General features: G+C 71.9%; 26 protein-coding genes. 13 read left to right on the plus strand and 13 right to left on the minus strand.

Features of this window, described 5'->3' with window-relative positions:
- Window positions 1-28 precede the first annotated feature (28 nt).
- From LNK82_RS25025 to LNK82_RS25040, 4 genes are read left to right on the plus strand one after another with little or no spacing between them, the layout of a single operon-like run.
- A complete protein-coding gene (locus LNK82_RS25025) occupies window positions 29-667 on the plus strand; it encodes a hypothetical protein (RefSeq protein WP_230569434.1) in 639 nt (212 codons plus the stop codon).
- Complete coding sequence (locus tag LNK82_RS25030; RefSeq protein ID WP_230569435.1) at window positions 660-1,628, plus strand: hypothetical protein; 969 nt, start codon at window positions 660-662, stop codon at window positions 1,626-1,628. Before LNK82_RS25025 ends, LNK82_RS25030 begins: the two co-directional genes overlap by 8 nt.
- Window positions 1,625-2,740: an acyltransferase family protein gene (locus LNK82_RS25035; RefSeq protein ID WP_230569436.1), complete on the plus strand. Its 1,116-nt coding sequence runs from the start codon at window positions 1,625-1,627 to the stop codon at window positions 2,738-2,740. Before LNK82_RS25030 ends, LNK82_RS25035 begins: the two co-directional genes overlap by 4 nt.
- Window positions 2,665-4,653, plus strand: a complete 1,989-nt coding sequence (locus LNK82_RS25040; RefSeq protein ID WP_230569437.1) for an acyltransferase family protein — start codon at window positions 2,665-2,667, stop codon at window positions 4,651-4,653. The genes LNK82_RS25035 and LNK82_RS25040 overlap by 76 nt, the downstream gene beginning before the upstream one ends.
- Here the strand turns inward: LNK82_RS25040 and LNK82_RS25045 are convergent.
- Complete coding sequence (locus LNK82_RS25045) at window positions 4,650-5,927, minus strand: alginate O-acetyltransferase AlgX-related protein (RefSeq protein ID WP_230569438.1); 1,278 nt, start codon at window positions 5,925-5,927, stop codon at window positions 4,650-4,652. The two genes, LNK82_RS25040 and LNK82_RS25045, sit on opposite strands and share 4 nt — an antisense overlap.
- 363 nt (window positions 5,928-6,290) lie before the next feature.
- On the opposite strand from LNK82_RS25045, the gene LNK82_RS25050 reads away from it, so the two are divergent.
- Window positions 6,291-6,665, plus strand: a complete 375-nt coding sequence (locus tag LNK82_RS25050; protein ID WP_230569439.1) for a hypothetical protein — start codon at window positions 6,291-6,293, stop codon at window positions 6,663-6,665.
- 142 nt (window positions 6,666-6,807) lie between these two features.
- On the opposite strand, the gene LNK82_RS25055 is transcribed toward LNK82_RS25050, so the two are convergent.
- The 5 genes from LNK82_RS25055 to LNK82_RS47870 all read right to left on the minus strand — a co-directional run bounded on the left by LNK82_RS25055 (window position 6,808) and on the right by LNK82_RS47870 (window position 9,427).
- Window positions 6,808-7,467, minus strand: a complete 660-nt coding sequence (locus LNK82_RS25055) for a response regulator transcription factor (RefSeq protein WP_230569519.1) — start codon at window positions 7,465-7,467, stop codon at window positions 6,808-6,810.
- Entirely contained in the window at window positions 7,364-8,266 is a 903-nt protein-coding gene (locus LNK82_RS25060; RefSeq protein WP_230569440.1) for a sensor histidine kinase, read from the minus strand. Before LNK82_RS25060 ends, LNK82_RS25055 begins: the two co-directional genes overlap by 104 nt.
- A 79-nt stretch (window positions 8,267-8,345) precedes the next feature.
- Window positions 8,346-8,756 carry a type II toxin-antitoxin system VapC family toxin gene (locus LNK82_RS25065; RefSeq protein WP_230569441.1) on the minus strand — a complete coding sequence of 137 codons (411 nt, stop codon included), beginning with the start codon at window positions 8,754-8,756 and terminating at the stop codon, window positions 8,346-8,348.
- Window positions 8,753-9,040 carry a type II toxin-antitoxin system Phd/YefM family antitoxin gene (locus tag LNK82_RS25070; protein WP_230569442.1) on the minus strand — a complete coding sequence of 96 codons (288 nt, stop codon included), beginning with the start codon at window positions 9,038-9,040 and terminating at the stop codon, window positions 8,753-8,755. Before LNK82_RS25070 ends, LNK82_RS25065 begins: the two co-directional genes overlap by 4 nt.
- Before the next feature lie 45 nt (window positions 9,041-9,085).
- Window positions 9,086-9,427 (minus strand): DUF397 domain-containing protein, encoded by a 342-nt coding sequence (locus LNK82_RS47870; RefSeq protein WP_308257264.1) that lies wholly within the window; start codon window positions 9,425-9,427, stop codon window positions 9,086-9,088.
- Here LNK82_RS47870 and LNK82_RS25080 point away from each other — a divergent pair.
- Window positions 9,335-9,604 (plus strand): hypothetical protein, encoded by a 270-nt coding sequence (locus LNK82_RS25080; RefSeq protein WP_230569443.1) that lies wholly within the window; start codon window positions 9,335-9,337, stop codon window positions 9,602-9,604. The two genes, LNK82_RS47870 and LNK82_RS25080, sit on opposite strands and share 93 nt — an antisense overlap.
- Window positions 9,605-9,707: 103 nt before the next feature.
- Here the strand turns inward: LNK82_RS25080 and LNK82_RS25085 are convergent, their stop codons facing one another.
- From LNK82_RS25085 to LNK82_RS25095, 3 genes are all read right to left on the minus strand, one after another.
- Window positions 9,708-11,504 (minus strand): gamma-glutamyltransferase family protein, encoded by a 1,797-nt coding sequence (locus LNK82_RS25085; RefSeq protein ID WP_230569444.1) that lies wholly within the window; start codon window positions 11,502-11,504, stop codon window positions 9,708-9,710.
- An 85-nt stretch (window positions 11,505-11,589) separates the two neighbouring features.
- Window positions 11,590-12,888, minus strand: coding sequence for a UDP-glucose dehydrogenase family protein (locus LNK82_RS25090; protein WP_230569445.1), 1,299 nt, complete (start codon window positions 12,886-12,888; stop codon window positions 11,590-11,592).
- Between the two features lie 127 nt (window positions 12,889-13,015).
- Window positions 13,016-13,351: a transposase gene (locus tag LNK82_RS25095; RefSeq protein WP_230569446.1), complete on the minus strand. Its 336-nt coding sequence runs from the start codon at window positions 13,349-13,351 to the stop codon at window positions 13,016-13,018.
- 408 nt (window positions 13,352-13,759) lie between these two features.
- Here LNK82_RS25095 and LNK82_RS25100 point away from each other — a divergent pair, with 408 nt between their 5' ends.
- The gene (locus LNK82_RS25100; protein WP_230569447.1) at window positions 13,760-14,512 is read left to right on the plus strand and encodes an SDR family NAD(P)-dependent oxidoreductase; all 753 of its coding nucleotides are present in this window, start codon (window positions 13,760-13,762) and stop codon (window positions 14,510-14,512) included.
- 171 nt (window positions 14,513-14,683) lie between these two features.
- On the opposite strand, the gene LNK82_RS25105 is transcribed toward LNK82_RS25100, so the two are convergent.
- Window positions 14,684-16,318: a TM0106 family RecB-like putative nuclease gene (locus tag LNK82_RS25105; protein ID WP_230569448.1), complete on the minus strand. Its 1,635-nt coding sequence runs from the start codon at window positions 16,316-16,318 to the stop codon at window positions 14,684-14,686.
- 105 nt (window positions 16,319-16,423) lie between these two features.
- Here LNK82_RS25105 and LNK82_RS25110 point away from each other — a divergent pair, with 105 nt between their 5' ends.
- Complete coding sequence (locus LNK82_RS25110) at window positions 16,424-16,915, plus strand: DUF6474 family protein (protein WP_230569449.1); 492 nt, start codon at window positions 16,424-16,426, stop codon at window positions 16,913-16,915.
- Here LNK82_RS25110 and LNK82_RS25115 read toward each other — a convergent pair.
- Window positions 16,896-18,545, minus strand: coding sequence for a BCCT family transporter (locus LNK82_RS25115; protein ID WP_268997029.1), 1,650 nt, complete (start codon window positions 18,543-18,545; stop codon window positions 16,896-16,898). The genes LNK82_RS25110 and LNK82_RS25115 overlap by 20 nt on opposite strands.
- Before the next feature lie 125 nt (window positions 18,546-18,670).
- Here LNK82_RS25115 and LNK82_RS25120 point away from each other — a divergent pair, with 125 nt between their 5' ends.
- The 5 genes from LNK82_RS25120 to LNK82_RS25140 are packed head-to-tail and all read left to right on the plus strand — an operon-like array spanning window position 18,671 to window position 22,436.
- Complete coding sequence (locus LNK82_RS25120) at window positions 18,671-19,195, plus strand: hypothetical protein (protein WP_230569451.1); 525 nt, start codon at window positions 18,671-18,673, stop codon at window positions 19,193-19,195.
- 50 nt (window positions 19,196-19,245) lie between these two features.
- Window positions 19,246-20,004 carry a YcnI family copper-binding membrane protein gene (locus LNK82_RS25125; protein ID WP_230569452.1) on the plus strand — a complete coding sequence of 253 codons (759 nt, stop codon included), beginning with the start codon at window positions 19,246-19,248 and terminating at the stop codon, window positions 20,002-20,004.
- A complete protein-coding gene (locus LNK82_RS25130; protein WP_230569453.1) occupies window positions 20,001-20,564 on the plus strand; it encodes a copper resistance CopC family protein in 564 nt (187 codons plus the stop codon). Before LNK82_RS25125 ends, LNK82_RS25130 begins: the two co-directional genes overlap by 4 nt.
- Window positions 20,561-21,583: a CopD family protein gene (locus tag LNK82_RS25135; protein ID WP_230569454.1), complete on the plus strand. Its 1,023-nt coding sequence runs from the start codon at window positions 20,561-20,563 to the stop codon at window positions 21,581-21,583. The genes LNK82_RS25130 and LNK82_RS25135 overlap by 4 nt, the downstream gene beginning before the upstream one ends.
- Before the next feature lie 58 nt (window positions 21,584-21,641).
- Window positions 21,642-22,436, plus strand: a complete 795-nt coding sequence (locus LNK82_RS25140) for an NAD(P)H-binding protein (RefSeq protein ID WP_230569455.1) — start codon at window positions 21,642-21,644, stop codon at window positions 22,434-22,436.
- A 46-nt stretch (window positions 22,437-22,482) separates the two neighbouring features.
- Here LNK82_RS25140 and LNK82_RS25145 read toward each other — a convergent pair whose 3' ends face one another.
- Together LNK82_RS25145 and LNK82_RS25150 are read right to left on the minus strand one after the other, a co-directional pair.
- Window positions 22,483-22,767 (minus strand): hypothetical protein, encoded by a 285-nt coding sequence (locus tag LNK82_RS25145; protein WP_230569456.1) that lies wholly within the window; start codon window positions 22,765-22,767, stop codon window positions 22,483-22,485.
- Between the two features lie 96 nt (window positions 22,768-22,863).
- Complete coding sequence (locus tag LNK82_RS25150; RefSeq protein ID WP_268997031.1) at window positions 22,864-23,754, minus strand: phosphotransferase family protein; 891 nt, start codon at window positions 23,752-23,754, stop codon at window positions 22,864-22,866.
- Window positions 23,755-23,759 lie beyond the last annotated feature (5 nt).

Here is a 23,759-nt window from a genome sequence, read left to right on the forward strand (position 1 = left end):
CGGGTTCCGAGTGTGGAGGTAGTGCCGAGTGGGTGAGGTTCGGACGCGCACGTCCACGCTCGGCGCGTTGTCGGTGGTCGGCCTGCTCGCGGCCGTCGCCTTCGGCGCGTGGGGCCTGTGGGGCGGGCAGCCGCTGCCGGCCAGCGCGCGCAACGTGCCGCCGACCGGCGAAGCGGGCCGGCTGGCCGCCGATCCGCTGGCGCTGGCGGACTTCGACTCGGGCACCGAGTCCTACGACTACGTGCGCGCGTTCCCGGACATGCTCAGGCTCGAGTTCCTCAACCCGGCCGAGGTCGCGGTCTACGAGGAGGAGGGCGCGGGCGCGGCGCGGATGACCGTGTCGTCGAAGCGGCCCGAGGGCCGGGTGCTCGTCGCCGTGATCCGGATGGCCGACCGGGACGCCGCGCTGCGGGCCGCCGACCGGCTGGACGAGCTGCAGCTGGAGTTCGGCCTGGAGCGGGTACCGCCCGAGCACGGCGTCACCAGGGTGACGCGGGTGATCCGGGACCTCGACGTCCAGCCCGCGCCGCGACCGACCGCGCGCGGCTACTACGTGCACCGGGACCTGCTGGTGCGGGTCGAGTTGAACGCCAGGTCGTTCGACCTCACCTCCGAGTTCGGGCGCTTGCTGGCCATGCAGTTGCAGGTGCTGCCCGCCGATGGCTGAGACCCTGACGCCCGTCGAGACCGGCGGCACGACCCTGCCCGGTGTGCGCGTGGTGACCGCGACCGCCGTGTGCCTGATCGCCTACAGCCACCTGTTCGGCCTGTGGCCCAACCGGCACGGCCACGACTCCGAGCTGGTCGTGGTGATCCGAAGCTGGGTCAACCAGCCGACCGGGATCGGCGAGGACTTCGGCTTCCTCGGCGTCGCCCTGCTCCTCCTGGCGGCCGGGTACGCGGTGGCGGGCGTCGACCGGTGGTCGGTGGCGGTCCGGCTGCTGCGCCGGGTCGTGCCCGCGGTGGTGTGCGCGGTGCTGGTGGGCGCGCTGCTGTCGCTGGTCGGCGCCGAGCCGTTGACCGACGCCGCGGTGACGACACCGGTCGCGGCGGCGGCGTTGGCGGGGCTGCTCGTGCTCGCGCTCCGGCCGGTGGAGCGCGGCGCGCCGTGGCTCGCGGTGCTGGTGCAGTTGGAGATCACCTGCGTGCTGGTGATGGCAGGCGGCTGGGCCGCCGGCGCCGGGGGTCCGGACGTGCTGCGCCTGCTCGGCCTGGTCGGCGCGCTCCTGCCGTTGACCGCGCTCGGCCAGGTGGCGTGGCAGGTGCGCGCGGGACGGCTGACCGCGGCGCGCGGCGTCGGGCTCGGCCTGCTCGCCGTGGTGGTGCTGGTGCTGGCCGACGGGATGGCGCCGGACCTGGCCGGGTACTGGCACCCGTTGGGCGGCGTGCTGGCGCTGCTGCTGTTCCTGATCGCGCTGCCGCGCGGCGCGGCGTTGGCGTCGACGCGGCCGGTGCGCTGGCTGAGCAGCCGGGCCGTGCCGCTGTACGCGTCCGTCCCGGTCGTCGGCTACGCGGTGACCGGCGTGCTGGCGAACGGCGTTCCGCTGCTGCTCGCGCTGCTGCTCGGCACGGTGTGCGCGGGAGGGGCCGCGGAGGCGTTGCACCGGGGTTCGGAGAAGGTGGCATGACGGCGGGCACGCTGGAACGGACCGAGGTCATCCCCAAGAGCGCCGGGTACCTGCACGGCCTCGACCTGCTGCGGGTCGTCGCGTCCTGCGCGGTCGTGCTCACGCACCTGATCGCCTGGTTCACGTTGAACGACCGCGAGTTCTGGCTGGCGGCGGCGGTCGAGCGCGGCGTCGTCGAGACGCTGCACCTCAACCCGCGCCTGTCGTTCCTCGGCGTCGCGCTGTTCCTCGTCGTCAGCGGCGTGGTGGTGACGCACGTGGCGAACCGCGAGCGACCGTTGCAGTTCCTGCGCCGCCGCGTCGTGCGGCTCATCCCGCTGCTCTGGGTCGTCACGCTCATCGTGTGGGTCCTGATCAACCTCGGCCGGCGGGTGTCGTCGGCCCGCGAGTCGAACCTGGACGTCGGCGACCTGCTCAGCGGCCTGTTCCTGGTCAACTTCTTCCAGACGCCCCAGGTGGCGCTGGTCGCGGTGACGTGGACGCTCCAGGTGCAGGTCGTCTTCTACTGCTACGTGGCGCTGACCATCCCCGTGCTGCGCAAGCGCGCCTGGATCCCGCCGCTGGCCGCCGCGCCGCTGTGCTTCACCACGCTGCTGATCACCGATCACTTCCCGACCATGGTCGGCCACGGGATCGGCCAGTTCGCCGCGTACCTGCCGGTGCTGGTGCTGGGGCAGCTGATCTCGCTGGTGCACTCCGGCAAGGTGCACCCGGTCGCGGGCACCGCCATCGGCGCGGTGCACTTCACCCTGTTCGTCTGGGTGGACAAGGTCGGCGGCCACACCGACCAGGGCGGCTCGGTGCCGCGCACGCTGCTGTTCGCCGTGCTGCTGACCGTGCTGCTGGTGGCCGCGAGCGGTCCGGTGAGCCGGTCGCCGTTCATCCGCGGTTGGTCCAAGCGGACGTACGCGATCTACCTGATCCACCTCAGCGCGATGTACCCCTTGTACGACGCCCTGATGCCCCACCTCGACCCGACGCTGGTCGCGGTGCTCGGCCTGGCGACGACCGCGTTGGCGGCCGAAGCGCTTCACCGATGGGTCGAGATGCCCGCCGACCGGGCGGTCCGCCGTTGGGAACGGCGGGGCAGCGTTACCGGCCGCTCGGGATAGTCACGATCCGCCGTCTGATCGAGAGCCTTCCGTTACCATGCTGGACGGCGGGGAGGCGGCGGCGACGGGGAAGGGGCGGACCCCTGGACGGTCAGACGGCACCGCCGAAGGTTCGCATCGCGTTCATCGACATCGGACGCGGGCTGGCCGCGCTGCTCGTCTTCTACAGCCACGTCGCCGAGCAGTGGGTCGCCAAGCGCGAGGTCGGGCCGACGCCGGGCGTCGACTTCATCGACGCGCTCACCAGCGACCCGATGCACATGGGGTTGCAGGGCATCGGCCAGATCGCGGTGCCGTTCTTCTTCCTGGTCAGCGGATTCGTGGTGACGCCGATCGCGTTGCGCCAGGGGCAGCGGCGGTTCGGCCTCAACCGGTTGGTCCGCGTCTACATCCCGATGACGTTCGTGGTGCTGCTGACCGCCGCGGTGATCCTGCTCGGCGCGCAGACGCTGATCGGCGCGAAAGAGCCGGTGATCACCTGGTGGACGATCATCACCAACTCGCTGGTGATCAACTACCTGATCGTGCCGCAGGTGGTGATGGTCGGCGTCGCGTGGACGCTGGTCGTCGAGGTCGTCTTCTACATCCTGCTGGTGCTGCTGCTGCCGGTGATGCGGCGCTGGACGTGGCTCGCCATCGGCGCGCAGCTGACGTTCGTGTTCGTGGTGATGATGAGCGCCCGCGAGTTCGGCGCGTCGTGGGCGCTGTTCGCGGTGAACGTGTCGTACCTGCCCATCCCGATCATCGGCCAGATCATCTGGGCGACCACGAGCAAGCGCGTGCCGCTGTGGCTGGGCGGGGTGTACGTCGGCATCGCGTGGTCGCTGTACGTGCTCGCCGAGCACCTGAAGCTCGGCCGGCTCGACACCTCCTACAACCTCGCGCTCGCGTTCGCGCTGCTGTTCTTCATGGTCGGGTACTTCGCGGAGTCGCGGCTCAAGGAGCGCAGGATCTGGATCGCGCTCTCGGAGCGCAGCTACTCGATCTACCTGCTGCACGGTCTCGTGGCGTTCGTGTCGCTGGACCTGATGCGGCCGGCCGTGCCGCTGTGGCTGGCGATCCCGCTCGCGGTGGCGCTGACGTTCGGCGTGGTCGAGGTGAGCTACCGGTTCGTGGAGAAGCCGAGCCACGCGCTGGCCCGGAAGCTGTCCCGCAAACCCGCGCCCAAGCCGGAGCCCGAGCCGGAGGTGGAGTCGGAGGCGGCGGAACTCGAGGACGACGAGTTCGAGGACGAGTTCGAGGACGAGTTCGACGACGCCGAGGACGCCGAGTGGCCGGAGGAGTCCGAGGAGCCGGACGAACCCGAGCCCGTGCGGGAAGACCCGACGGTGGTGATCCGGCCGATCCGCCTGCGCACGCCACCACCCCAGCGCACACCGCTCCAGCGCACCCCACCTCCGCGCACGCCACCACGCGGTATGCCCGTCAACGGCGCACCGGTCCCCGGCACGCCACCACGCGGCACTCCCCTCAACGGCGCACCGGTCAACGGCACGCCGCCGCGCGCCACGCCCGTCAACGGCACGCCACCGCGAACCGCCGCCCCCAACGGCGCACCGGCTCCGGGCACCCCACCCCGGGGGACGCCCGTCAACGGCACGCCGCCCCGCGGTGTTCCGGTCAACGGCTCACCGGTCAACGGCTCACCGGTCAACGGCACACCCCCGCGCGGCACGCCGGCCCAGCGCACACCCGCACCACCCCCGCCGCGCCCACCCGCCCCGCGTCCGGTGCCCGCGCCCCCGCCGGTCGAGGACGCCACCCAGTACCTGCCCGCAGCGGTCTGGCCGGCCGAGGACCCCGAAACCGACGAAGCGCCCCGGCGCCGTCGGCTGCGCGAGGACAGCAGCCCGTCGGTGACGGTGGCGTCCCTGCTCGCCAACCACGCCAAGGAGAACGGCCACCACCGCTAACGGGGGTTCTTGGCCAGCTCCTCGGCGATGATGTCGATGGCCTGCGGTTCGAGCACCGGGTCCAGCCCGCTGACGAGGAGCCGCTCGGCGGCTTCCAGCACCACGACGTCGGTCTCCGCGAGGGCGCGGGCGACCTCGCGCGCGTTGTGGGTGAGGCGTTCGACGTGCACCATCGTCAAGTCGGTGAAGCAGGCCACCAGGTACTGCGCCGCGTAGTAGGCGAACGAGTCGCCGAGCAGCCCCACCTTGGCCGTCGCCACGCCCTTCGACGGCGCCTGCGTGAACCGCTGCGGCTTGGGGTCGAGCGGGATCTCGTGGTTGCGCACCGTGCGGCCGTCGGGCGCGAGGTCGTAGGACTGGACCGGGTCGGTCGAGGTCCGGCCCAGCAGCGGCGCGAGGTCGCCCTCGCGGTCGACCACCTTCGTCGGCTCGACCTTCCAGTCCTTGGACGTGCCCGGCTTGACGGTGTCGGTGATGACGCGGGCCATCACGAGGCTGCCCTCGTGGGTCCAGTGGCTGTCGTACTTCGGGTAGGGCAGGCGCTTGGTCAGCTCGGCGGTCTGCTCGATCCGCGACCGCAGGTCGAGCGCCCCCGTCTTGCCGATCCCCTGCCAGAACTCGTCGCGCGCCTTGTTGAAGCAGTCCTTGCCGTAGAACTTCGACGGCAGGAACCCGGGCACCATCGTGCTCTTGTTCGGCGCGACGACCAGCAGGAACCTGCGCCCCGACGCTTCGACCGCGGCACGCAGGCGCGACAGCCGGGCGTGCACCTCGGCGACCGGCATCACCGGGTCGCACGCGCCCTCGACGTCCGCGCCGAGGAACAGCCAGTCGTCCTTGCCCTCGATCACGTCGACGAACGCCGTCGGGTCGGGCCGGTCCGCGGACGGGTCCTTCGGCGGTGTCGGCACCGGGCCGACGACGTCCTGCCGCCGGTCGAGGTCCGGCGCCTCGCCGAAGAGGCCGCGGCTGATGCCGTTCGCGGCGGCCACGGCCTTGTCGCGCAGCGGCACGTGGTCGCTCGCCCACGCGTTGAGCCCGGTGAAGAAGCCCCAGCCGTCGGTGATCGACGGGAACTCGGCGAGCTTGCGGTTCTCGAACTCCGCCGGCCGCACGCCGACGACCAGCAGCAGGGCGGGCGCGCAGAAGAAGAGGATCGCGAGGGTGAGCGCGGTGCGCTGGCGACTGCTGTGCCGAGGCCGGTAGAGGGCGTGCTCGCGGGGGAGCAACGACTCCGGCACCGCCGGGAGGCTCTTGGGCGGGTCGGTGCTCACGCCGGACAGCGTAGCCGGCGGGCAGATCACCTGTTCGTGGTTCACCTCAAGGAGGGGATTCAAGAACTGTTGCTCGTGCAACCCCGCGCCCATGGCAGACGTCTCTTCGGGTGACAGGACACCTCACTCGGCGGAGGATCGTATGTGGCCCACTGTGATCCTGGTCACCTCTGGGGCGCTGGCGTTTTTAGTGCGAACCGTTCGGGTCCTGCGATCCGTATCGAAATCCGAAGGTGGGCGAACCCGTATTGAGACCGCCCCGCCGGCCTAGTCCCTATGGCGGCTTGTCCACTTGCCGTACGATCATTTCGGGTCGTACGACCTGTGCCTGCTAGGGGACCTCAGAACAGAGGTAGGTGCGTCATGGATCTCGCACTGAGTAAGGTCATCGAGCTGCGCGAAAGCGGGTTCCAGTTCCTCCACCTCCGGGACGAGGACGGACAGCTCGACCGCATCATGGCGTTCAAGCAGCGCAGAGGGTTCATCGACTCGATCCTGTTCTGGTCGGAGACCGAGGCCCGCGCGGGCAGGCTCCCGGCCGTCCGGGACAGCCAGCGCGCCGCCCAGGCCGTCTGGATTTACGAGGGACCGCTGGTGGAGGCCGTCGACCGGCTGCTCGACCTGCCCGAGCCCGGCTCGCGCAACGCGCCGACGCTGATGAACAAGACGGCGTCCGACCTCGCGGTCGTGACCACGCTGCCGTTCAAGCTCAACCTGCCGCCCGGCGCTATCGCCTAGACATCTTCCGTTAACGTCACCCGCCGCACACACAATGCGGCGGGTATCGGCGTTTCGGTCACTGTCCGTGATTTTTTAGCGTTTTACGCAGAAGTTTCGGGGGTGGTCTATGTGCACCCCGCGCGTTCCCAACAATGAATATTCACCCTCGGCGCGGTGACACCAAACCTGATTCGTAGGCGAGCACGACAAGTTGTGCGCGGTCCCGCGCGCCCAGTTTGGTCATCACCCGGCTCACGTGCGTGCGCGACGTCGCCGGACTGATCACGAGGTGTTCGGCGATCTCCTCGTTCGACATCCCGGCGGCGACGAGCGCGAGGATCTCCCGCTCCCGAGCGGTCAGCACGTGCAGCGCCTTCGGGTCCGGACGGCGGTGCTCGGGCCGGTTCGCGAACTCCTCAATCAACTTCCGGGTGACACTCGGTGAGAGGAGCGCCTCACCCTCCGCGACCACGGTGAGGGCGTGCAGCAGCTCGACCGGGTCGGTGTCCTTGAGCAGGAAGCCCGACGCGCCGCTCCGCAACGCCTCGAACACGTACTCGTCCACGTTGAAGGTCGTCAGCACGAGCACCTTCACGTCCGGCAGCTCGGCGCAGATCTGCCGCGTGGCGGCCAGGCCGTCGGTGCCGGGCATCCGGATGTCCATCACCACGACGTCCGGCCGGTGCTCGTGCGCCCGCCGGACCGCCTCCGCGCCGTCACCGGCCTCGCCGACGACCTCGAACCCGTCCTCGGTGTCGAGCAGCAGGCGGAAACCCGCGCGCACCAACGCCTGGTCGTCGGCCAGCACCACCCTGATCACCACGAACCTCCCACGGTAGGACCGCCTTGACGGTGAAGCCCTCGGCCGAGGGTCCCGCGTCCAACGTGCCGCCGAGCGCTTCGACCCGTTCCCGCATGCCGCGGATGCCGGTGCCCGCGCCCTGCGGCGCCTGCTCGCCCCGGGTCGCGCCGTCGTCGGTGACGGTGAGGACCAGGGCGTCCTCGGTGTGCTCGAACGAGATGACGATCTCGGACGCGTCCGGCGCGTACCGCATCGCGTTGGTCAGCGCCTCCTGCACGACCCGGTACGCGGCGGCGTCGACGGGTGCGGGCAACGTCCCCGGCGTGCCGACGACCTTCGCCACCGGCACCGGCCGGACCAGCTCGTCGAGCCGGTCGAGGCTGGGCGCCGGCGTCGTGCCCTCACCGGTCCGCAGCACGCCGAGGGTGGCGCGCAGGTCGTCCAACGCGTGACCGCTGGCCTCCTTGATCGCCTTGAGCGCCTTGACCGCCTCTTCGGGGCGGCGGTCGGCGACGTGCGCGGCGACCCCGGCCTGCACGTTGATCATGGCGAGGCTGTGCGCGACGACGTCGTGCACCTCGCGCGCGATGCGCAACCGTTCTTCTTCCACCTGGCGGCTCCGCTGTTCGAGGACGCGGGTGCGGCGCAGGGAGAGCACGGCGATGGCGGGTGCGGCGATCAGCGGACCCCAGTGGCCGGTGACGTAGTACAGCCAGGTCGACACCCCGGTGACCGCGATGACGGCGACGGGGAAGCGCTTGCGCCAGATGAGCGGCGCGAACGTCGCCGCGAACCAGACCCACGCCAGCCACGCCATGCCGATGACGGTACGGGAGGAAGGCGGAGGTCAGCGTCGTGTCACAGGCGGCTCATACCCGTACGTCAGCGGTCGTACATCAGCCGTCGAAGGAGCCCGGTGCCGCCACAGGCAGACCCATCCCGGCGGCGGCTTCGAGCAGCCGCTTGTCGTAGGTGACGAACGCGTCGAGTCCGCCGGCCAACACTTGGGCGGTGGCGAGGTGGATCGCGTCCAGCGAACGCAGCAGCGGATCGTCATAGGACGCTGCGGTCTGACGCACCACGCGCGTGATGTCCATCAGGTACAGATCGGACAACACGATGGGCACGTGGACCAACGCTTGGGGTGAGGAACGTCGCAAGGCCCGGGACAACTCGACCTCGGCCAACGCCGAGGAGACACGCCGGACACCGACCCGGTCGTCCACGTTGAGCCAGTCGAAGAGCTCGGCTGTGCCCGCTTCTCGGCGCACCAGCTTGACCAGCGCGGACGAGTCGAGGTAGATCACCAGCGCTCCTCATCGCGGGCGGCGACGAGCTCGGCTGCAACGTCCACCCCAGCGTCTCCCCAATCAGGTGGCATGACAACCGGGCCGGTGCGGGTCGGTGCGGTGGCCTGACCGGCGGCGACCAGGCTGTCGAGCAGGTCGGTGCCCGGTTGAACGGGGACGAGGTACGCGACCGGCTTGCCGTGCTCGGTGACCGTAATCCGCTCACCGCCTTGGACGCGCTTGAGGACGGCGCTGGTGCGTTGGTTCAACTCACGGACGCCAATGGTCGACGGCTCGCTCATGCCCACACTGTAGAACAAACTGTTCTACATCACCATGGCGGTCGATCAGGCCGTGAACTTCCCGCACTCGACCGCCTCCAGGAAACCCTGCCAGTCGGGCAACGTCACGGTCGGCCCGGCCGGGTTCTTCGAGTCCCGCACCCGCGCCGCGACGCCCGCCGGCGAGACCTCCACGCAGTTGGAGTTGTTCCCGTTGTTGCGGTGGGCCGGACTCCGCTGGACCGGGTGAAGTAATCCACCCGCCGGAGTTAGCGGGCTTGAACCGGACACCCGGGTTGCGACACTTTCCCGCCCATGAACCTCAGGAAGACCATCGCCGGGGCCGCGGTCACCCTCGGCAGCACGGCCGTCATGCTCGGCCTGGGCGGCACCGCGCACGCCGAGCACGACCTCGGTGCGGAGACGCGGCCCGACGTCGACGCCGAACTGGGCGAGATCGCGAACGTCGGCGACGCGATCCGGGTCGACCTCTCGAACCCGGCCGGCCCGATCGTCACCGGTCCCCTGCTCCTGGGCAACGGCGCCGGCGGGCCGCTCGACCTGAGGCTCAGCCTCGGCCGCTGACGCGCCACCCGGGCACGCCGACGCCCACCTCGAGCCGGAGCGGTCCCGGCCCCCTCCCCCTCGGGCCGGGGCCGTTCCAACCACCCGAACACCGAGCCGCCGTTCAGCGGCCGACGGCGTAGCCCTGCGCGCCGCGCGGGTTGGCAGCCGCACGCAGCAGGCCGTCGCGCGAATCCCGGGCCACGGCCGACATCCGGCCCAGCGTCCACGGGCCGGCGTCGAGCACCGCGTGACCGCGTTCGCGCAGCTCCGACATCGCGCCCTCGCCGATCCGCGACTCGACCACGACCTCGCCGGGCGTCCACGACCGCGGGTAGAACGAGCTCGGGAACGCGTTGGTGTGCCACATCGGCGAGTCGATGGCCTCCTGGAGGTTCATCCCGCCCGCAGTGTGCGCGAGCCAGAACCCCAGCTGCCACTGGTCCTGCTGGTCGCCGCCGGGGGTGCCGAAGGCCATCGCGGGCAGGCCGTCGCGCAGGGCCAGGCTCGGGGAGAGGGTGATCCGCGGGCGCTTGCCGGGCGCCAGGGAGTTCGGCAGGCCCTCGTCCAGCCAGAACATCTGCGCCCGGGTGCCGAGGCAGAACCCGAGCGACGGGATGGTCGGCGAGGACTGCAACCACCCGCCGGACGGGGTGGCCGACACGATGTTCCCCCAGCGGTCGACCACGTCCACGTGGACCGTGTCGCCCTTGACCGTGCCCACGCTCGACACCGTGGGTTCGCCGATCGCGCCGCCGCCGTCCGGTCCGGTCACGACGCGCGGGCCACGCGCAACGTGCCCGGGAAGACGTGCCTCGAGCCGACCAGGGGAACCGGGTCGCAGGTCGAGTGACGCGTGATCGGCGACGAGCTGCCGGCGCTGGTGCGCGTACTCCCTCGACAGCAGGACGTCCAGCGGCACGTCGCCGCTGTCCCCGTACCAGGCCTCGCGATCGGCGAACGCCAGCTTCGCGCACTCCACCGCCAGGTGCACGGTCTCCGCCGACGGCACGCCGTCCACATAGGACAACCGGTCCGCGAAGCCCTCCAGCAGCAGCAACTGCTGCAACAGCACGGGCCCCTGGGTCCACGCCCCCGGCTTCACCACGCTCCACGAGCCGAAGTCCACCGACACGGGGTCCTCGTACGACGCCTCCCACGACGCCATGTCCTCGCCGGTCAGCACGCCGGCGTGGTCGGCGCCCGAGTCGTCGCGGTGCGCGATGCGGAAGAACTCGTCCACCTGCGCGGCCACGAACCCCTGCGACCACGCCCGCCGCGCCGCCTCGAGCTGTGCCTCCCGGTCCGACCCGGCGGCCTCGGCGGCGGCCAGCAGCCACTCCCACGTGTCCGCGAGCTTGGTGTTGCGGAACCGCGCGCCGGCCTGCGGCGGCTTGCCGCCGGGCAGCCACAGCGCCGCCGACGACGTCCAGTGGTCCCGGAACAGGTCGGAGACCGTCGAGATGGTGGACGCCGCCCGTTCCAGCAGCGGGAACCCGTCCCGCGCGTACCCGATCGCGTACCCCAGCACGTCGCGCAGCGACTTGGTCCCGTAGTCGCGCAGCAGCGTCAGCCAGCCGTCCCACGCGCCCGGCACGGTGGCCGCGAGCAGCCCGCTGCCCGGCACGAGGTCCAGGCCCAGGCCCGCGTAGTGCGGGATCGTCGCACCGGCCGGCGCCACGCCCTGGCCGCACAGCACGCGCGGCGAGGTCTCGCCGGCGGCGGCGAACACCACGGGCACCTCGCCGCCGGGACCGTTGAGGTGCGGTTCCACCACTTGCAGCACGAAGCCGACCGCGACGGCCGCGTCGAAGGCGTTGCCGCCGTCCTCCAGGACGGCCATGCCCGCGCCGGAGGCGAGCCAGTGCGTGGACGCGACCATTCCGTGCGTGCCGACGAGTTCAGGACGCGTGGTGAACATTTCGACAACCTACGTCGGCTCACCGCATTTTGTTACCCCTGCTAACGAGACCGTGTCCTGAAGATCAGCTGAACCCGAACCACGCTCACATCGCCTGGTCGGGCACCCGCAGCTCACGCCCCAGCCCGTGCAGCACGAGCCCCGCCCGCGCCAACGCATCAGGGTCGAGGTGGTTGCGCGTGTCGAGCACGGTCGAACCGGACATCACCGACGCCACCAGCGCCCAGTCCAGCGCGCGGAACTCCGGCCACTCGGTCAGCAGCACGACCGCGTCGGCGTCGCGCACCGCCGCGTACGGCGAGTCGACCACGGTCATCCCCACCAAGGGCCGGCTGATCTCCGGGTCGTGCGCGACCAGCTCCGCGCCCTCGAACGCGAGCAGCTCGGCCACCGCCAGCGCGGGCGAGTCGCGCAGGTCGTTGGTGCCCGCCTTGAACGCCAGCCCCAGCACGCCGATGCGCGCGCCGGCCAGCGGCCCGATGGCGCCGCGCAGCTTCTCCACCACCCGCCGCTGCTGCCGCGCGTTCGTCTCGATGGTGGCCTGGACCAGCGAGAAGTCGACGCCGACGGCATCGGCGATGCGCACCATGGCGTGCGTGTCCTTGGGCAGGCACGAGCCGCCCCAGCCGGGGCCCGGCTTGAGGAACGACTGGCCGATGCGCTTGTCGTAGCCCATGCCCTCGGTGACGGAGGTGACGTCCGCGCCGACGAGCTCGCACAGCTCGGCGACCGCGTTGACGTAGGACAGCTTCATCGCCAGGAAGCAGTTGGCCGCGTACTTGACCATCTCGGCGCTGGCCGCGTCCATGAGCACGGTGGGCGCGCCGAGCCTGGTGAACAGCGCGCCGACGCGTTCGGCGGCCTGCGGCGAGTCCGAGCCGACCACGATCCGGTCGGGGTGCAGGAAGTCGCGCACGGCACTGCCCTCGCGCAGGAACTCCGGGTTGGAGACGACGGCGACGTCCTCCCGCCCGAGCAGGGCCGCGACCCTGGTCGACGTGCCGACCGGAACGGTGGACTTGCACACCACGACCGCGCCGTACGGCAGGACGTCGCGGATCTCCCGGGCCACCGCCTCGACCGCGCCGAGGTCGGCCGCGCCGCCCGCGCCCATGGGCGTCGGCAGGCACAGGAACACCACCTCGGCGTCACCGACGGCGTGCCGCGCGCCCTCCACGAACGCGAGCCGTCCGGCCGACTGGCCCGCCGCGACCAGGTCGGCGAGGTCCGGTTCGAGGATGTCGACCTGCCCGGCGCGCAGCCGCGCCACCTTGAGCGCGTCCACGTCGGCGCACACGACCCGATGCCCGAGGGAGGCGAGGCACGCCCCCGTCGTCAGGCCCACGTAACCCGTTCCCACGACCGCGATCCGCCGGACGAACATGGGTATGACGGTGGCACCCGAAGTTGACCGTGGGTCAAACACCAGGCGTATGCGGAGAGTGAGCTGGGTAGTCCGTTGTCTGAAGCATGCGCAGCAGTCGCTGCGCTCCTCTCAGACAGCCGACGCCTCACGGCGTCGGCGTTGATCCACGCCGTGTGAACGCGGACCTTCCCGTGGCGATACCCGTTGCCCGCGTGGCGCTGCGCAGCTGTCGTCGAGCCGCCTCGAGGTACTTCGGATTGGCGATGACCTCACCGGTCGACAACACCGCGAGCGAGGTGACACCGAGATCGACACCGACCGCTGAAGACGATCGGGCCCGCCCCGGGTCCGCGCGGTCGACCTCGACGGAGAACGAGCAGAACCAGCGCTCACCCTGACGGGTGACCGTGGCTGAGCGGATACGAGCGGTGCCGGCCTCGACCCGCCGGGCCGGTTCCCGGGTCGACTCGTGCGTGCGCACCACACCGATGCGAGGTAGCCGCACATGCCGCCGGTCACCGTCGACCAGACCGAGTGGGTTGCAGGGCGAACCGACAGGCCTGGATCAGGCGCATCGCCGGACACCTCCTCGACCGGATCCCGGTCGTGAGGCAACTGTCGAACGCCCGTTCGACGTCGGCAAGATCACTTTCGCATGAAGGATCCGAACGGTGGGTAATCCCCCAGGCGTACCGAGAAACACTCTCGCGGCGGACGCGGTTTCGCCTGGCCGAAGGCAAGGTCGTAGGTATGGAACTCGTCCTCTTCTCCCTGCTCTTCGTGGGGTTGGCGGTGCTGGCGGCCGTGCCGTTGGTCGCATTGCTCCACTTCTCCGAGCGCCGGGGGCTGAACGACCGTTAACCTCCTGGTCCGGAAAACAGGAGGATGTATGGAGATCTCGGGTACCGCGGCGATCGTCACCGGCGGCGCGTCCGGGCTTGGCCTCGCGACCGCACGGGCGTTGGCGGCACGTGGTGCGGCGGTGTTCGCGCTGGACCTCTCTACCGACGGCGCCCCTGACGTCGAGGGCGTCACCTACCTGGCGGCGGACGTGACCTCGGAGGAGGACGTCCAGGCCGCCGTCGACACGGCCGCCGGCTCCGGCTCGCCGCTGCGGGTCGTGGTGAACTGCGCGGGCATCGGCCCGTCGACGCGGACGGTCGGCAAGTCCGGCCCCCACCCGCTCGACCTGTACCGGAAGGTCATCGACGTCAACCTGGTCGGCACGTTCAACGTGCTGCGGCTGGCGGCGGCGGCGATGGGCAAGACCGAGCCGCTGGAGCACGGCCAGCGGGGCGTGGTGATCAACACGGCGTCGATCGCGGCGTTCGACGGGCAGATCGGGCAGGTGGCGTACGCGGCGTCGAAGGCCGCCGTGGTCGGGATGACGCTGCCCGCCGCGCGCGACCTGTCGTCGGTGGGCGTGCGGGTGATGACGATCGCGCCGGGCATCGTGGACACGCCGATGCTGGCGACCGTGTCGGACGAGTTCCGGGCGGGCCTGGCGGCGGGCGTGCCGTTCCCGAAGCGGCTGGCGCTGCCGGAGGAGTACGCGCAGCTGGCCGTGTCGATCGTCGAGCACGACTACCTGAACGGCGAGGTCATCCGCATGGACGGCGCACTGCGGATGGCACCGCGGTGACATGGCCGCTGCTCCGCAGACGGCGGCTCGGTCGCCCGGAAGTCGGCCGCTCGCGCCTGATTTCCCGACGATCGAAAAGCGTGATCGCCGGGAAATGAGTCACGAACGATCGACGCGACCTCGCGTGGTGGTCCGGTAGGGCGACGCCGGAGGCGGCGCGATCCAACACAGTCAGAGATCGCCCGCGAACGGCAGGTCGTCCATGGCGTCCGACGTCATCCACAGCCTCAGGGTGTGGGTGGCGCGGACGTCGTCCTCGTTGTACTCCAGCAGCCGGCGGCGCTGGGCGGGGTCCGGCGGCCGGCCGTCCATGCCGACGGCGTCGCGGTACCAGCGCATCGAGTTCTCGCCGCCCGCCTCCGGGTCGCGCCAGCGGAAGCCGGCGACCGGCGCGATGGTCTTCAGGCCCTTGCCGTGCGCGCACAGGAACTGGTCCTGCACGATGCCGAACAGGTCGACCCACGAGTCGGACGTGATGAACTCCCGCACCTGCGCCACGGTGGGGATGCCGGGCTGCCCCTTGAACCGCTCGGCCGACCCGAGCAGCCAGCGGTTCTCCGCGAGCTCGTTGTAGCAGTAGGCCTTGAACGACAGGCCACGTGCGCGGGCGCGCAGCCGCACGCCCGTCAACCAGCCCCAGAACTCGGCGAACGACCGGGCCTCGTCCGCGCACGGCAGCGGGTCCCAGGTGGCGAACGCGCGGTAGCCGTGCTCCTCGCCGACGTCCTGCCCGGACAGCCAGCAGCCCCACATGTACGCGCCGAGGTCGCCGAAGCTCTCCATGTCCACGTCGACCTCGACGTCGGCGCGCGGCACCTCCATCCGGGACACGCGGCGCACCACGGTGAGGTCGCGCAGCCAGGCGCGGGCGAGGATCACCGCGTCCGAGTACAGCATCCCGACCAGGGGGACGACCTGCTCGTCCGGGTCGAGCGCGGCCAGCTCGTCGACCGTGTGGACGCCGACCTTGCGCAGCGCCACGGCGTCCTCGCCGCGCACCACGAGGCTGACGTCGCGCGCGGTCTTCAGGTCGGTCTCGCACACCGGCCACCACGGGCAGCTGCGGCACTCCACGATCCGGGTCGGGCGGGCCTGCGGGTCGGCGCCGGTGGCGGCGGCGGACGCCACGGCCAGCCGGTCGGCGAACCGGGTGTCGTACTCGGCGAGGGCGTTCTTGCCGCCGGGCCACGTCGGCGCTTCCAGGTCGTGCCACACGACGACGTCGGCGTCCATGCCGATCACGCCGCCGGTCGCCCGGCCCCGCGCGGCGAAGCCGGACGCCTGGAGCTGCCGCTGCGCGTGCGCCAGCCGGAGCTGGTCGCGCGGCTGGGGCCGGACCTTGCGCAGCGGGTCGACCCGCGCGCCGCCCGGCAGCGGGTGCGACAGGGGTGACGTGCGCGCGCCCTGACCCGGGTCGCTGACCTTGTGGCGGACCACGAGCACCGGCACGTACCCGGTCGTCTCCTTGACCAGCAGGTCGATGCCGCCGCGCCGACCGCCCAGCGGGTCGCGGGGCAGCGCCGCGCCCCAGATGTACGGCACACCGGCCTGCATCGCGGCGGCGGTGACGCGCTCGCGGTCGGCCGACGGCACGTCCTGCGGAATTTCCATCAGGTCGGACCCGACGACCCGGCCCAGCGCGGTCGCGACCGCGCGCCGGTGGTCGTTCGCGTCGGCCTTGCGCTGCTGCCCGGTCGGGTCCGGCGGCAGTTTGGGCACGTCACGCATGGTCGGATCGTGTTCGAGGTGCACCCGCCGCCGGCAACGAGTGACCACGCCGGCGTCGAGCTGCACCTGGGAAGTCACCGGTGCAGCGTATGACGCCGGGTGCGCTGTTGTACCGGCAACCTCGCGGAGTCGAGTCGATCTTTTGCCGGAACGGCTCTAGGGTCAGGCACAGGAGGTGCGGCCATGGCGCGCGAGAAGGGCAAGGGGTTCACCCCGGGCCGGGTGAAGAACCTCGTCGGCGTGGCCAAGGTGCTGGCGCCGACGTTGATCCCGGTGATGGCGCCGGTCGCGGCCCGCGCCGCGGCGCTGCTGAGCGACCGCTACGACCACTACCGGGCCGGACGGCTCGGCGTGCCGGTCGACCAGCTGACCAGGTACTCGGGCAAGGGCGCGCGCCTGCACGCCCGGATCGCCGGGTTCGCCGACGCGCTGGCCCAGCTCCGCGACACCGAACCGACCTACGTCCAGGACACCGAGAAGCGCCTGGCGCAGCTGCTGGCCGCGGTGCGGGCGTCCGAGCGGATGCCCGCACCGCTGAGCGGCGGGGCGCGGGGGGGGGGGGGGGGGGGGGGCCCCGCGGGGCCCCCCCCCCCGCGGCGCAGGGCGGCGCACCGCGCGGTCTCGGTCGACCTCGACGCGATGGAAGCCGACCTGCTCAAACGCCTCGGCGTGTGAGTTCCTCCACGGTCCGGTAGGCGGTCTCCTCCGGGTCGGGGTCTGCCGGGTCGAAGTGCGCGGTGACCTCCTCCATCACCTCGGCGACCCGTTCCTCGCGCCGGATCAGCGGGTCGCTGCGCAGGTCACGGGCCAGCGACGCGCACAGTCCCACCATGACGACCATGAACGGCAGCGCGGCGATGATCGTGAGGTTCTGCAGGCCGGTCAGCGCGCTCGTCCCGCCGATCAGGAGCATCACCGCCGCGACCAGACCGGTGAGCACGCCCCAGAACACCACCACGGGCTTCGACGGCCGGATCGAGCCGCGCTGCGACAGCGTGCCCATCACCACGGACGCGGCGTCCGCGCCGGACACGAAGAAGATCGCCACCAGCAGCATCACCACCACCCCGGCGACGGAGGCCAGCGGGAACTGGTCGAGCAGCCCGAACAGCTGGCCCTCCGGGGAGGCCGTGCCCGCGAGGTCCGTGCCGGACCGCTGCACGAAGATCGCCGTGCCGCCGAACACGCAGAACCACCCCAGGCTCACCAGGCTGGGCACGCCGATCACGCCGGCCACGAACTGCCGGATCGTGCGACCGCGGCTGATGCGGGCGATGAACATGCCGACGAACGGCGTCCACGAGATCCACCACGCCCAGTAGAAGATCGTCCAGCCGGACAGCCACGTCTCGGTGGCGTCGCCGCCGGACGCGGCGGTGCGGCCCGCCATGTCGGCCAGGTCGCGGAAGTAGTCGCCGATCGCGGTGGGCACGAGGTTCAGCACGAACACCGTCGGCCCGACCACGAACACGAACGCGGCCAGCACCACGGCCAGCACCATGTTGATGTTCGACAGCCACTGGATGCCCTTGGCCACGCCGGACACGGCCGACGCGACGAACGCCATGGTCAGCACGGCGATGACGCCGACCACGATGCCGTTGCCGACCTCGCCGAGCCAGCCCGCGACCTGCAACCCGCTGCCGATCTGGAGCGCGCCGAGGCCGAGCGAGGTGGCCGAGCCGAAGAGGGTGGCGAAGATCGCCAGCACGTCGATCGCGCGACCGGCGGGCCCCTCGGCGCGCCGCCTGCCCAGCAGCGGGGCGAACGCCGCGCTGATCAGCTGGCTGCGACCGCGGCGGAAGCTGCCGTAGGCGATGGCCAGGCCGACGACGGCGTAGATCGCCCACGGGTGCAGCGTCCAGTGGAACAGCGTGGTGGCCATCGCGGTCTGCAACGCCTGGTCGGAGGCGCCCTCGACGGTGCCGGGCGGCGGCTTCACGAAGTGCGACAGCGGCTCGTTCACGCCGTAGAACATCAGCCCGATGCCCATGCCCGCGCTGAACATCATCGCGACCCACGAGATCGTGCGGAACTCCGGGGGCTCGTCGTCGCGGCCGAGCGGGATGCGGCCGTAGCGGCTCACCGCGAGCCACAGGGCGAACAGCACGAAGCCCGACGCGCTGAGCACGAACGCCCAGCCCAGGTTGCCGATGACCCAGTTCAGGGCCGTTCCCGACGCCGTGGCCAACGATGCCGTGCCGAGGATGCCCCACGCGACGAACCCGAGGGTGACAACTGCGGCGACACCGAACACCACGCGGTCCGTCCGCCCTGGTCGATCCACCTTCGGATCACCGGGCAGCGGCTCTTTGACAGGTTTGCTCTCGGTCGTCACGGGTAACCACTACCCCCGAACGGAGTAGTGCAAACCCACGCCGACCCGTGGGGGCTGACGCCGGGGCGCCGCGACCTCCTACTCTCTGGGGTATGACCAGCCGGCCCGCACCGACCCGCCTCGCGCGGGCCGTCCTGCTGGCCGCCACCTCCGCCGCGCTCAGCGTCACCGCGCACGGCGCGGCGGGCGGCTCGGTCACCGAGTTCGCGCCCGCGCTGCCGCTGACGCTGCTCGTCGCCTTCGCGGGCACGGCGCTCGCCGAACGCGGACGCCGACCGTGGACGATCCTCGCCGCGCTGGGTGTCGCGCAACTCGGGCAGCACGCGCTGCTCACCCTCGGCCACCACGCCGCCGACGGCCCCGGCCTCGGGTTCAGCCCGACCGCCATGACCGCCGCGCACGTCCTCGCCGCCCTGCTCACCGGCCTGCTGCTGGCCCGCGCCGACGCCGTGCTCCAGACGCTGGTCGACGTGGTGACCCGGCTGCTGCCGCCGCCGCACGCGCCGGTCGCACCGGCCGGCGCGCTGTGGTCGGCCACCCCCTCGTCGACGGCGAACGTGCTGGTCGACGTGGTGCTGCGGCGGGTGCACGGCCGCCGCGGCCCTCCCGGTTCCTGATCACCCGGGTCCCCCAGAAGCACACCTCAGGTCTCAGGAGCCACAACTTCATGTCGACAAAGCGATTTGGCGCGCGCACGCTCGCCAAGGGCGGCGCCGTGCTCGGTGCCGCCGCGATCCTCGCGCTGACCACCGCGGGCCTGGCCTCAGCCCACGTCACCGCGTCCACGCCGAAGGACGCCGTGCAGGGCGGGTACACCAAGGTCACGCTGCGCGTGCCCAACGAACGCCCCGACTCGGGCACGGTCAAGCTGGAGCTGACCCTGCCCGCCGAGTACCCGCTGGCCTCCGTCAGCACCAAGCCGACGCCCGGCTGGAAGGTCGAGGCGGTCAAGGAGAAGCTGGCCACGCCGGTCAAGAGCCACGGCCGCGAGGTCACCGAGGCCGTGCGCACGGTCACGTGGACCGCGGACCCGGGCAACCGCATCGAGCCAGGCCAGTTCAACGAGTTCGACCTGTCCATCGGGCCGCTGCCGGACAACACCGAGCAGCTGCTGCTGCCCACCAAGCAGACCTACGACAGCGGCGAGGTCGTCGACTGGAACGCGCCGCCGCCCGCCGAGGGCGCCGACGAGCCGGAACGCCCCGCGCCGGTGCTGAAGCTCGTCGCCAAGTCCGGCGGCGACGCGCACGGGACGGCCACCGCGACGGCGGTCGCGGACGACGGGCACGACGCGGCGGCGGCCGGCACGACCGACGACACGGCCCGCTGGCTCGGCGGCGCCGGCCTGGCGGTCGGCGCGCTGGGGCTCGGGCTGGGTGCGGGAGCCGTGCTGCGGTCCCGCCGCGCGGGCAAGCCGACGGCATGAGGCGCGTCGTCTCGCTGCTGCTGACCGGCCTCGTCGCGGGTGCGGTCGTGCTCGGCACCGCCGCGCCCGCGTTCGCGCACAACGTGCTGGTCAGCAGCGACCCCAAGGACGGGTCGCGGTTGGAGGCCGGGCCGGCGGCGATCACGCTGACCTTCGACCAGGCCGTGCAGGCCGGGGAGAAGTTCAACACGATCACCGTCACCGGGCCCGAGGGCACGCGCTGGGAAGCGGACGGCGAGCCGACGGTCAAGAACAACAGCGTCGTCTTCCCGGTCCGCCCGCTGGGCCCGGCCGCCGAGTACACCGTCGGCTACCGGATCCTCTCCGCGGACGGGCACCCGGTGACGGGTTCGCTCAAGTTCACCCTGACGAAGGAGGGCAGCGGCACGCCCGCGCCCCCCTCCTCGTCGGCCGCCCAGGACCCGGCTTCACCGTCGTCTGGGTCGGGCGGCGTGCCCATCTGGGTGTGGATCGCCGGCGCGGCCGTGCTGCTGGCCGGTGGCGCGTTCCTCGCGCTGCGCGGCGGCGCGGACAGCGCCAAGGAGAGCACCGGGCGATGACCGCGAACCGGACCACCACCACCGCGAACAGGTACTGGGTCGTCGGCGGCCTGCTGGCAGGCGGTGCCGTCGGCGTGTTCCTGGGCTTCGGCCTGTCCACCACACCGGAAGCGGTGGGCGTGGCCGAACCGGGGGTGGTGGTCCGGTTCGGCCACCCGTTGGTGCGAACGCTGCTCGACCTGGCCGCGACGATCGTCGTCGGCCTCTCGCTGCTGCCGAAGCTGCTCGGGTTCAGCAGGCCCGCCCTCACCGAGCCGGTGATGCGGATCGCCCGGCCCGCCGCCGTGGTCGCGGCGGCGGTGTGGGCGTTCACCGCGCTGGTGTCGATCGTGATCCGGGCGTACGAGACGCGCCCGGACGCGGAGCTGACCATGCCGATGGTCGTGGACTACGTGCAGCGCGTCGGCGCCGGGCAGGGACTGCTGTTCAGCGCGGTGTGCGCGCTGGTGTACCTGTGGATCGGCGTCATGGCCGTGCGCCGGGGCGAGTCGGTGCCGGCGGAGCTGCGCATCCTGATCGCCATGTTCGGCCTGCTGCCGCTGCCGGTGACCGGCCACGCGTCGAACTGGAAGTACCACGACTACTCCATGATCTCGATGGAGCTGCACGTGCTCGGCGCGGCGGCGTGGACCGGCGGCCTGGCGGCGCTGGTCGCGCTGGTCGCGCACCGGCGGGGGCTGCTGGCCGAGGCGCTGCCGAAGTTCTCGAAGCTGGCCACGATCGCGTTGGTCCTGGTGTCGGTGACGGGGTTGTTCAACGGCTTGCTGGAGCTGGCGCTGAACCCGGTCGTCGGGCTGCCGGGCTCGCTCTTCACCACGTCCTACGGCCTGGTCCTGGTCGGCAAGGTCGTGTGCGCCGCGGTGCTGGCCGTGCTCGGCGCGAACATCCGGTGGCGGTTCCTGCCGCACATCGCGCAGCACAAGACGACGGCGATCGTCGGCTGGGCCGCGGTGGAGCTGGCCGTCATGGGCGTCGCGTTCGGCCTGGCGGTCGTGCTGTCCCGCGCGCCGGTCGCCTGACCTGGCCGTCGCCCGTCGCCGGCGTGAGGATGTCGGACCCCTGTGATTGGGTCCATCCATGGCTGATCGACCGATCCTGGTACTGGGTGCCACCGGCTCGACGGGCAGGCGGGTGGCCGAGCGGCTCTCCGGAGCGGGCCACGCCGTGCGCCGGGCGTCACGCCGGGGCGAGGTGCGCTTCGACTGGTCCGACCCCGGCACGTGGGCGGGCGCGCTGGACGGCGTCGAGCGGGTCTACCTGATGGCGCCGCACGAGCTGCCCGTCGAGCCCGCGTTCGTGGACGAGGCCGTGGCGCGGGGCGTGCGGCGGTTCGTGCTGCTGTCCACCCGCGGCGTGGTGGAGATGCGGGACGAACGGCTGCTCGCCGCCGAACGGCTGGTGCGCGAGTCCGGCGTCGGGTGGACCGTGCTGCGGCCGGACTGGTTCGACCAGAACTTCGACGAGGGGTTCTTCCGGCCCTCGGTGCTCGCGGGCGAGCTGGTGCTCCCCCTCGGCGGGAAGCGGCAGGCGTTCGTGGACGCGGGCGACATCGCCGCGGTGGCGGTCGCCGCGCTGACCGAGGACGGGCACGAGGGCGAGGTCTACGAGGTCACCGGGCCCGAGGCGTTGTCGTTCCCGCAGGCGCTCGACGTGCTCGCCCGGGTCACCGGCCGGCAGGTCGAATTCCGCGGCGCGCCCGACGACTACCGGGCCGTCGTGCCCGCCGACCTGGCCGAGGAGCAGATCCGGGCGTGGGACGCGCTGTCCGACGGCGAGCCGACCGACACCGTCGCCCGGGTCGCCGGACGTGGGCCCAAGAGCTTCCACGACTACGTGGTGGGAGCGTGGGAGGGTGGCGCCTGGCGCGGGTAGCCGTCGGCGAGTGGTCCGTTCGGTGCGACGAGCTGCGCCGAACGCCCTAGTCGGTGACCGGTCGGGCGGAAGTCTCCTCGCGGAGCCGGGTCAGCGCCGCCATCGCGTCCTGACCACGCCGTTCGAGTTCCTTGGCGTCGATCCAGCCGTTGGCGAAGTACCGGTAGTCCCGCGCGAGCTTCACCAGTTCGGCCAGGTAGGTCGCCGAACGGCGCCGCCGCTGCTCGTCGAATGCCGCCAGGAACGGCAACTGCGTGTCCACGACCTCGTCCAACATGCGGGCGGCCCGCAGGGCTCGCCTTCGCCGCAACACCGGCAGATTCCCGACCACTCGCACACCTCGCCGACCCCGTCACGCCATCCTTCGCTGCCTCAGTCGTGAAACGCGCGCCGAGCGTTACCGGTTCGTTCCCCCACGACCCCCGGTTCAGCGGTAGGGGGTCCACGGGGTCGTGGTGTCGCCGGCGCGCAAGGCTTTGAGCCGGCTGTGCAGCTCCTCGCGCACGCCGGGGTGGCTGCGCATGATCGGCAGCACGCTCGTGGTCAGCTTCAGCTCCCTGACCTCGCGCAACACTGGGAACCCGGGCCACCGGGTGACGTCGAAGCCGTACTCGTCGGCCAGCTGCCGGTACCACCGCGCTGGGTGGCCGAAGCGGGCGACGCCGACCGGCAGGGTGCTCAGGTCCCACTCGCGCGGCCCGACGCTGGTGGAGTCGAAATCACAGATCACCGGGCCGTCGGGGCTGGGGATCAGGTTGCCCAGGTGCGCGTCGCCGTGCAGGACGCCCTGCGGCAGCACGGTCCGCAGCTCGGCCAGGCGGTCGTCGGCCTCGGCGCACCGGTCCTCCAGGAACCGGCGGTCCGGCGCGGACAGCTCCTCGGCGTCCGCGATGCGCCGGCGCACGTCGTCCAGCGGCGCCCAGCGCGGCAGGTCGAACCCCGGCGCGGGCAGCGCGTGCACCTGGCGCAGCACCCGGCCCAGGTCACGGCCGTCGACGGGCCTGCCGCCGGACGGCACCGTGTGCCACACGGTGGCCAGGTGATCGCCGACCGCCAACGGCTGCGGCACGCCCTCGACCAGCCGCACGGCGGGCACGTCGTGCGAGGCGAGCCACCGCGCGACCTCGACCACCTTGACCGCCCGGTGGCGCAGCGTCGTCGACCCGACGATCCGCACCACCACCCGGTCGGCGGGCAGGTCGAACACGGCGTTGCTGGTGAACTTCACCAGCCGCGCGCCGCGGTGCGCGAACCCCAGTTCGGCGCACAGCCGCCTCAGCACGGCGGTCAGCGCGGCGGAGGTGAACCTGCCGTCCAGGGCGC

Source organism: Saccharothrix luteola, from assembly GCF_020859565.1.
GTDB classification, from domain to species: domain Bacteria; phylum Actinomycetota; class Actinomycetes; order Mycobacteriales; family Pseudonocardiaceae; genus Actinosynnema; species Actinosynnema luteola.